Below are 9,239 nucleotides of genomic sequence, written 5' to 3'. Positions count from 1 at the left end.
AGACCAGCGACTCCCTCCAAGCACTGTGCAGCTGGGCGAACTTGCCGCCGCCGCCGATCAGCGCGTCCGGGGCGTCGTCCTCGATGATGCGGCCGTGCTCCATGACCAGCACGCGATCGGCGATCGCGACCGTCGACAGACGGTGCGCGATGATGATCGCGGTGCGGTCGGCGAGCAGGGTCTGCAGGGCATCCTGGATCTGCCGTTCCGAGGGCATGTCGAGCGACGCCGTCGCCTCGTCGAGGATGAGCACCGCCGGGTTCGCGAGGAAGGCGCGCGCGAACGAGACCAGCTGACGCTGCCCCGCCGACACTCGGCCGCCGCGCTTGTTCACGTCGGTGTCGTAGCCGTCGGGAAGGGCCTCGATGAAGGCATCCGCTCCCACCGCCTTCGCCGCGGCCTTGATCTCGTCGAGCGTCGCGTCGGGCTTGCCGAGCGCGATGTTGTCGGCGACCGTGCCGCTGAACAGGTAGGCCTCCTGCGTGACCATGACGATCGCACGGCGGAGGTCCTTCGGGTGCAGCGACCGCAGGTCGACGTCGTCGAGCGTCACGGCGCCCCTCGTCGGGTCGTAGAACCGCGACACGAGCTTGGCGAGCGTCGACTTGCCGGCGCCCGTCGTGCCGACGAGCGCGATCGTCTGCCCGGCGGGGATGTCGAGCGAGAAGTCGGGCAGGATGGTGCGCCCGTTGCCGTAGCCGAACTCCACGTCGCGGAACTCGAGGTGGCCCTTCGCCGTCCAGAGGTCGACCGGGTGCTTCGGGTCGGGAACGGTGGGCTCCTCCTCCAGCACGCCCGACACCTTCTCGAGCGCGGCCGTCGCCGACTGGTACGAGTTCAGGAAGAACGCGACCTCCTGCAGCGGCGAGAAGAAGTTCCGCACATAGAGCACGGCGGACAGCAGGAAGCCGATCTCCATCGCCCCGTCGACGACACGGATGCCGCCCCACGCGATCACGACCGCGAGGGTCAGCGACGCCACGGCCATGAGCCCCGGCTCGAAGGTGCCGAACAGGCGGATCGACCGCATGTTCACGTCGCGGTAGTCCATCGCCACGGCGCCGAACTCCTCGTCGTTGCGGTCCTCCTTGCGGAAGGCCTTCACGGCGCGGACGCCGGTCATCGTCTCGACGAATTTGACGATGACCTTGGCGCTGATGACGCGCGACTCCCGGTACACCAGCTGCGAGCGCGAGTAGAACCAGCGCATGAGCAGGTACAGCGGAATGCCCATGACGGTCAGGATCACGCCGGACTGCCAGTCCACCATGTACAGCGCCGCCAGTGTGAAGGCGCCGTACAGGATGCCCGAGACGAGCTCGTTGAGGCCGCCGTCGAGCAGCTCGCGGATCGTGTCGAGGTCGCTGGTCTGACGCGAGATGATGCGGCCAGACGTGTAGGACTCGTGGAACTCCAGGCTCAGCCGCTGCGTGTGCAGGAAGATGCGCTTGCGCAGGTCGAGCATGACCGCCTGCGTGAGGCGTGCGGCCACCACGACGTACCAGCCGATGAGGGCGGCGCCGCCGAGCGCCGTCGCCAGGTAGACCAGCACGACCAGGATCGTCGGCATCCAGTCCATCTGCTCCACCGCGGCGGGCAGGGCGTTGTTGATGCCGATGCCGATCAGCCAGGGACCCGCGACGCGGAGCGCCGTCGAGATCACCAGCACGACGCCGGCGAGGATCAGCTGCCCGCGCACCGGGGTGATGAGCGAGCCCAGCAGACGCAGCGAGCGCCTGCGGATCTCCTTGCTCTCGGCACGGGTGTAGTCGGAGCGGTCTTCGCCGCTCGTTCCGGTCACTGTGGTGCTCACAGGGTCACCTCCCCCATCGGTTCGTGAGCTTGTCGGGCTGCCTGCATGCGTGCTTCCTCGACCTCGAGACTCGAGATCACGTGTCGGTAGTGGCTGCTGGTGCGCAGCAGCTCGGAGTGCGTGCCGACCGCCGTCACGCACCCGGCCTCCAGCAGCGCCACGCGATCGGCGAGCATGACGGTCGAGGGGCGGTGCGCCACGACGAGCGCGGTCGTCTCGGAGAGGACTTGGCGCAGAGCGTCTTCGACGAGCGCCTCTGTGTCGACGTCGAGCGCCGACAGCGGGTCGTCGAGCACCAGGACGGCCGGACGAGCCGCGACGGCGCGCGCGAGCGCGAGCCGCTGACGCTGACCGCCCGAGAGGGACAGCCCCTCTTCGCCGATGATCGTGTCGACGCCGTCGGGCAGATCGTCGACGAACCCCGCCTGTGCGACACCGAGCGCCTCGCGCAGCACGTGCTCGGCTTCGTCGCTGCCGGGGACGAGGTCCTCGCGCCCGAGCAGCACGTTGTCCCGCACGCTCTGCGAGAAGAGCGTCGCGTCCTCGAACGCCATGCCGATGTGCCGGCGGAGCTCCTTGAGCGTGAGGTCGCGCACGTCCACGCCGTCGAGCGTGACCCGCCCGCCGGTCACGTCGTAGAGGCGCGTCGGCAGCGTCGTGAGCGTCGTCTTGCCCGAGCCGGTCAGGCCGACGAGCGCCATGGTCTCCCCCGGACGGAGCACCAGGTCGACGCCGTCGAGCAGATCCCGCTCGTGGGACGCCGCATCCTGGTAGCGGAAGTGCGCGCCCTCGAAGACGAGCTCGCCCTGCGGACGCTCGATCGAGACCGGGTTCTCGGGGTCGACGATCGTGTTCTCCTCGTCGAACACCTCGAAGAGGCGGTCGGTCGCGGTGCGCGCGTCCAGCAGGAACGAGAACAGGAAGCCGATCGACTCCATCGGCCAGCGCAGCACGGTGGCCATCGCGAAGAACGCGATGAGCTCCGCGCCCTGCAGCTGCCCCATCGCCGTCAGGTAGATGCCCGCACCCAGGCACAGTGCGAACGCGATGTCGGGGAGCAGCACCAGCCAGAACCAGATCCAGCCGACCGCGCGCGCCTTGCGCAGCTCGGTCTCGCGCAGCGTCTCGGCCTGGCGCGTGAACTGCTGGAGCGCATGCTTGCCCCGGCCGAACGCCTTGAGAACGCGGATGCCGTGGACGCTCTCCTCGACGGAGGTCGCGAGGTCGCCCGCCTGGTCCTGGGACTGCCGTGCGAGCGTTCCGTAGGACTTCTCGAACCGGTAGCCCGCGTACCAGAGCGGCGCGGAGGTGACGAGGAAGATGGTGCCGAGCAGCCAGTGCCAGCGGAACAGCAGCGCCGTTCCCACGGCGATCGTGAGGACGTTCACGACGAGCAGCACGAGACCGAACGCGAGCCAGCGGCGCAGCATGCTGATGTCCTGCATCATGCGGCTGAGCAGCTGACCCGACTGCCAGCGGTCGTGGAAGGCGACCGGTAGGCGCTGCAGGCGCGAGTAGAAGGTCTGGCGCAGGTCGTACTCGACCAGGGTCGCGGGCGCGAGCACGAACCACCGGCGCAGCCAGACCATGCCGGCTTCGGCGAGGCCGAGGAGCAGGATCGCTCCCGCCCCCCACCAGATCGCGGTGACGTCGCCCGAGGCGATGGGGCCTTGGACGATCTGCTCGAGCACGAGCGGGATGGCCAGTGCGAGCAGGCTGGCGAAGAGCGCACTGACGGCGCCCATCGTCAGTCGCGGCAGCACGGGTTTGGCGAAGGGAAGAAGGCGCGCGAGCGCGCGGGGAGTGGAGAGTCTCTCAGCGGAAGACGTAGTCATGATCCTTGACGAGTGGTGTGGCGGGGGTGTGTCGATGCCGCGGGAACGGCGGGAACGGCGCACCGCACAGACAGCGTGCGGGGTCGCCGGAAAGGCGTCCTGTGCGCCAGAACGCGGGAGCTCGTGATCCTATGCCGCGCGGTGTGGCGAGCGGCGGCGCCGCGGACGCGGCGGATCGGCGGAGGTCGGCCCGGGGACTATCCCTCGAGGGCGACGCGCAGCGTCCCGAGAACAGGCAGGAAGACAATCGGCTTCGTGGTGACGACGGCCTGAGACATGGCTTCCTCCTTGAACGTGGGACGGGGACCGGCGATCGCCGAAACGACACGCCAGCCCTCCAGCGTATACCTGGGAGATCGCTGAACACAACAAGCGCTTTCCGCCTCCCCGGAAGATGCTCGCGGAGTGCCCACCACACGCACGGCATCCCGGACCGCCAGCGGACGGCCCGGGATGTCGGGGACTCAGGCGACGAGCGCCGGAACACCCGCCTCACGGTCGAGCAGCCGCTGCTTGACCGGCAGCCCCCACGCGAACCCGCCGAGCGTGCCGTCGGTGCGCAGCACGCGATGGCAGGGGACGAAGAGCGCCGGGGCGTTGCGGGCGCAGATGGAAGCCGCGGCACGCACCGCGCTCGGAGACCCGAGCTCCGTGGCGAACTCGCTGTACGTCAACGGGCGGCCCGGAGCGATGCGGCGCAGCGCATCCCACCCGGCAAGCTGCATCGCGGTGCCCTGCTGCGACACGGCGACGTCGTCGATGGCGGTGAGATCGCCGTCGTAGTACGCGACGACGGCGGCGGCGGCATCCGTCCGTCCGGCCTCGACGGCCGAAGGACGATCGCGCGCCGCGAGACGGGCCAGGATCGTGGCGGGGTCTGCGGTCCAGCCCGAGGCGAGCACGCGCGCGGAGTCGTCGGAGAGGATCGTGAAGGCACCGTCGGGGGTGTCGATGGTCTGGATGGTCGCGGTGGTCATGACATGCCTCCGGTGGTGTTGTCGGACGGGCCGGTGTTCTTCTCGGATGGGGCGGCGTTCTTGAGGGATGAGGCGGTGGTCGCGCGGGAGATGGATGCCTTGGGCGGCACCGCGCGCCACAGGTGCGCGGTGAGGTAGCTGCGCCACGGCGCGGTGCCGGCGGCCCAGGCGTCGAGCGCCCGGGGCTCGGCGGGAAGGCCGATCGCGGCGGCGCCGGAGCGCACCGCGACGTCGCCGGGCAGGAAGACATCGGGATCGGCGAGCACGCGCATGCGCACGTAGTCGGCCGTCCACGGGCCGATGCCGGGCATCGCCAGGAGCGCGGCGCGCTGCTCGGCGCCGTCGTCGCCGGGGGTGAGTGTGAGCGTGCCGTCGGCGAGCGCGGTCGCGGCACCCGTGATCGCGCGGATGCGGGCGGCGGGACCGCGCAGCACCTCGTGGCCGCGCTCCGCGATCGCCGCCATCGTCGGGAACAGGCGGACGGGGGTGGATGCCTCGCCCGCCGCCTGCGCCTCCGCGCTCGTCGAGCTCGCCCCGGCGGCCGCGCCCGCAGCCGGGAGCATCCCTGCGAAGGCGGGCACCTCCTCGCCGAGCGCCGCGGTCAGGGCAGTGAGGGCAGTCCGTGCGGCGACGACCGTGATCTGCTGGCCGACCATCGCGCGGATGAGCATCTCGTGCGGGTCGGCAGCGCCCGGAACCCGGATGCCGGGCAGCGCGGCGATGAGCGGCGCGAGCTCGGGATGCCGCGCCAGTGACTGGTCCACCGCGTCCGGGTCGGCATCGAGGTCGAAGAGGCGACGTGCGCGGGTGACGAGGGTCGAGAGGTCGACGAGGTTCGTCAGCGCGGCGCGCAGCCGCACGCGGCCCAGGTCGTCGAGGCGCAGCTCGAACCACGCAGGCCCGTGCGGCAGTCGCAGTGTGCGGGCGAAGGTCGAGGCGGTGGCGGCCTCGGCACCCGGTACCGCACGGGCCGCCATCCATGCGAACAGTCCCGCGGCGTCGAGCGCACCGCGGTGCGGGAGTGCGAGGTCGATCGTGACCCCGGGCGCCGTGGGTGCGGCGGCGGCGTCGTGTCGCTCGCCGGGCCGCGCCGGCCGGCGTCGCGCGCGCAGCTCGAGCGGCGGCATCCCGAACACCTCCCGGACGGTGTCGTTGAACTGGCGCACGCTCGCGAACCCCGACGAGAACGCGACGTCGGCGGCCGGCAGGTCGGTGCCGACGAGCAGCATGCGGGCCGTCTGCGCCCGGTGCGCACGGCTGAGTGCCAGCGGCCCGGCGCCGAGTTCGGTCGTGAGCAGTCGCGTGAGGTGCCGCGGGGAGTATCCGAGCCGCCGAGCGAGGCCGGGGACGCCCTCGCGCTCGACGACGCCGTCGGCGATGAGCCGCATGGCGCGACCGGCGGTGTCGCCGCGGAGGTTCCACTGCGGCGACCCCGGCGCGGCTTCGGGCAGGCAGCGCTTGCAGGCCCGATAGCCCGCCTCGTGCGCGGCCGCGCTCGTCGGGTAGAACGTCACGTTCGAGGGCTTGGGCGTGCGTGCGGGGCAGCTCGGACGGCAGTAGATGCCCGTGGACCGCACCGCCGTGACGAACTGCCCGTCGAAGCGGACATCACGCGAGTCGATCGCGCGGTAGCGCTCATCGAATGACATGGATGCGACGCCCGCCGCGTCGGCCGTCATGGTCAGGCTCATGTCCCTAGCCTGACACGCTCCCCCGACACCCGCTGGCGGAAATCGGACACGGCTGTTCGGCCGCTCCGGGGCGGACGGCACCTCAGCGTGGGGCGAAGGCGGAGCGGATGCGGCTCCAGAGCGGATCGCCCTCCGCGATCCCGGCTCCGATGCGGAGCACACCGCCCGCTTGGCCGAGCCCGCACGCGAGCGCGATCAGGCCGATCAGGCACGCGGCGGCCGACAAGCCGTTGAAGTCACCCCCCGCGAGGTCGCGAACCGCGGCTGCGATGCCGAAGATCGCGGTGAGGAACGCCAGCGAGGACGTCAGCAGCCTCACGAGGTTGCGCGGCTCGAGATAGACGGTTCGCGCCTGCACCCACCCCCCGGCGCGGCGCTGCCGCGAACCTGCCCGGAACGGTGCGCGGAGCCACGCGGCGGCGCTCGTCGTGAGCGCACGTCCGGTGAGCCACAGCCGCACGAGCGCAGTGACCGCGATCCCGGCGAGGATCGCGGCGACGACCGTCACCACGAGGTCCATGAGCGCCGGGGGTTGTCCCAGCTGCACGATCGCATCGACCATCCCCACGCCGACGAACACGCCGACCGCGGTGACGACGAACGCGGCGAGCCCGAACGCCCATCGCGACCACCGTTGGTAGTCGCCGCGGAGAAGCAGCGCGACACGGTCGGCCTCCGCGACGGTGACGTCATCCGCCGGCGCACCGCCGATCCAGGGGCGCGACTCCGGCCGGATGAGGGTGAAAGCCATGCACGTCAGGTTACGCGGTGCGCTGCGCGGCGCCGGAATCGGCCACCGGCAGCGCCGGCTCGACACCCTCGGGCAGCACCTGCGTGGTCGACAGGACGAAGGCGGTCAGCAGTGCCAGCTCTGCCCGCTGCGACGGGTCCGAGCACATCCCCATGACGAGGACGGTTCCGCCGTCATCCGGCAGAAGCAGCTCGCCGACGGTCGCCACGTTCGGGATGCCGCCCGTGAGCAGCCGGCCACTGGCGACGGTCCCGACGCGGCCGTCCGGCGCGGTGAAGGTCTCGGCGCCCGCGTCCTCGCCGAAGCGCACGAGGGGGAACAGCCGATGGAATGCCGTGGCCGGCACCTCGACGCCCGGCGCCGCGCGCACGACATTGGTGCAGAGGAACGACGCGGCGGGTCGCTCGCCCGCGGTGAGCGAGACGCCCGCGAAGTCGAAGTCGGTCCCCGCGAAGGCGGCGACGCCGGAACGGAAGCCCTCGACGATCGCCGTCCGCGCCTCGTCCGGGAGCCAGCCCTCACCGCTCGCGAGATACCACTCCAGCCATTCGTCGGGGGTGCGATCGCCGAACGCCCGGAACTCGATCCAGCCCTGCGGCAGGCGCTGCCAGACGCGGTCACCGGTCGTCGGGGTCATGGGGTCAGAGCTCCTCGTCGGTGCGGGGTCCGTTGCCGCGGATCGTGTTGTCCACGCGCTCCCCCAGGTTCTGCCACGGACCGCTCAGGCTCTCGACGAAGCTCTGTCCGTTGTCGTGCGCGTCCTTGGCCTGCGACATCGTCCAGTAGGTGTTCGAGACCAGGTTCTGCATGTTCACGTTGAGCGCGACGGCGAGCGATCCGGCCGCGGTCCCGCCGCCGGCCAGCGCGGGGGTCATGCGCTGGATCGAGGGGATCAGCACCTGCCCACCCGGACCGATGAGCGACTTCGCCGCCATGCCGAGGGCGCCGCCTGCGAGCATGCCGAGCGCGCCGACCGCGAAGTCCGTCCAGTCCCCGCGTCCGGTGAGCGCCTGAAGCCCGTCGATCGCGACGAGGATGCCCGACATGACGAGGGCGACCGCGCCCAGCGCCGGGAAGAAGAGCGACAGGATCGCGATGACCGGAAGCGCCGCCCGGAGGATGTCCTCGAGGATCGGCACCACGTTGTCCATGAGCCAGGCGCCGGTGTCGGCGAGCCACTCCCCGGCGTCGCCGAAGAAGTTCGAGAACGCGTTGCCCGCGTAGCCGTCGAGGATGCCGCCGGCGTCGTTCAGCGAACGAGCGGCCGCGGCGGCCTCGTCGTCGACCTCGGTCTTCAGAGACCGCGCCTCGGCACGGATCTGGTCGAGCTCGGCGCCGGCGCTGCCGAGCGCGAGCGCCGCATCCGACACCGCGTCGGGATCGGCGTCGTCATCGTCCTTGTGCTCCACAGCGGTGGCATGTGCGTTCTCGCACGACGCGATCCGGGTGGCGGCGGCATCCGCCTCTTCGGCGAGCACGCGTGCGCGCTGCTGGAAGGAGGTGAGCTGTGTGGTCCAGGTGCGAAGCGCGTCGCGCGAGGTGCGCAGGGCCTCGCCGGTGTCCGACAGTTGCGGACGGAAGTCCTCGCTCATGGAGGCGCGGAACGCGGTGGCGGAGAGGCCGACCCAGTCGGCGTCGTCGCCACCGTCGAGCATCGCCAGCGCGTCGCCGACGCCGTCGCAGCCCGCCGACAGGGCGTCGAGATGACCCTCGAGCGTCGCGATGTCGCCGGGTGCGGGGTCGAAGCCGAGCGCGGTGAAATCGGTCACGCCGAGCTTCCTTCCTGCGGCACCATGCTCGCGCCGAGCTCGGAGTCGAGTCCCTGGAACGCCTCGAGGATGCCCTCGAGACCGGCACCGGCGTCCTCCGCGTAGCGCGCGAGCTTCTTCATGCCGCCACCCCACGACTCGTGAAGGTCTTCCAGTCGCCGACGCAGCTCGTCCTGCGGCACCGCCGAACCCGACACGTTCGCGAGCGCGCCGGTGGCGTCTTCCAGCATCGTCCGCATGTTGGCGTACGCGTGCCGGCTCGCGCTCATCGCGTCGAAGTCGATCCGCACATCCGTCATCGCATTCCCTCCGAAACGGCCCGACCGGAGGCCGCTGCGCGCGGCGCTCCGGTCAGGCTCTCGAGCTTCGTGACGTGAGCGCGGCTCAGCCGCCGGCGAGCTGC

At 71.2% G+C, this 9,239-nt stretch carries 8 protein-coding genes; all 8 read right to left on the bottom strand.

Translation table 11 applies throughout. The annotated features are described in order from the left end of the window. Window positions 1–1,813 (bottom strand): ABC transporter ATP-binding protein (locus B1729_RS18985; RefSeq protein WP_163634352.1); only part of this gene is annotated, 1,813 nt, incomplete at its 3' end. Further along, on the bottom strand, window positions 1,810–3,648 hold the full coding sequence (locus B1729_RS18980; RefSeq protein ID WP_163634350.1) for an ABC transporter ATP-binding protein: 1,839 nt from the start codon (window positions 3,646–3,648) through the stop codon (window positions 1,810–1,812). The genes B1729_RS18980 and B1729_RS18985, both read right to left, overlap by 4 nt. A 464-nt stretch (window positions 3,649–4,112) precedes the next feature. Next, window positions 4,113–4,625: a methylated-DNA--[protein]-cysteine S-methyltransferase gene (locus B1729_RS18975; protein ID WP_163634348.1), complete on the bottom strand. Its 513-nt coding sequence runs from the start codon at window positions 4,623–4,625 to the stop codon at window positions 4,113–4,115. Continuing rightward, a complete protein-coding gene (locus B1729_RS18970) occupies window positions 4,622–6,316 on the bottom strand; it encodes an Ada metal-binding domain-containing protein (protein WP_163619691.1) in 1,695 nt (564 codons plus the stop codon). Before B1729_RS18970 ends, B1729_RS18975 begins: the two co-directional genes overlap by 4 nt. 82 nt (window positions 6,317–6,398) lie before the next feature. Beyond that, on the bottom strand, window positions 6,399–7,067 hold the full coding sequence (locus B1729_RS18965) for a hypothetical protein (RefSeq protein WP_163619693.1): 669 nt from the start codon (window positions 7,065–7,067) through the stop codon (window positions 6,399–6,401). 10 nt (window positions 7,068–7,077) lie between these two features. Beyond that, window positions 7,078–7,704: a hypothetical protein gene (locus tag B1729_RS18960; RefSeq protein WP_163619695.1), complete on the bottom strand. Its 627-nt coding sequence runs from the start codon at window positions 7,702–7,704 to the stop codon at window positions 7,078–7,080. 4 nt (window positions 7,705–7,708) lie between these two features. Further along, window positions 7,709–8,836: a hypothetical protein gene (locus B1729_RS18955; protein ID WP_163634346.1), complete on the bottom strand. Its 1,128-nt coding sequence runs from the start codon at window positions 8,834–8,836 to the stop codon at window positions 7,709–7,711. Then, entirely contained in the window at window positions 8,833–9,135 is a 303-nt protein-coding gene (locus B1729_RS18950; RefSeq protein WP_163634344.1) for a hypothetical protein, read from the bottom strand. Before B1729_RS18950 ends, B1729_RS18955 begins: the two co-directional genes overlap by 4 nt. Window positions 9,136–9,239 lie beyond the last annotated feature (104 nt).

Source organism: Microbacterium sp. B35-04 (assembly GCF_010634885.1).
Lineage (GTDB): Bacteria > Actinomycetota > Actinomycetes > Actinomycetales > Microbacteriaceae > Microbacterium.
This window is presented reverse-complemented; position numbering and strand designations above follow the sequence as displayed.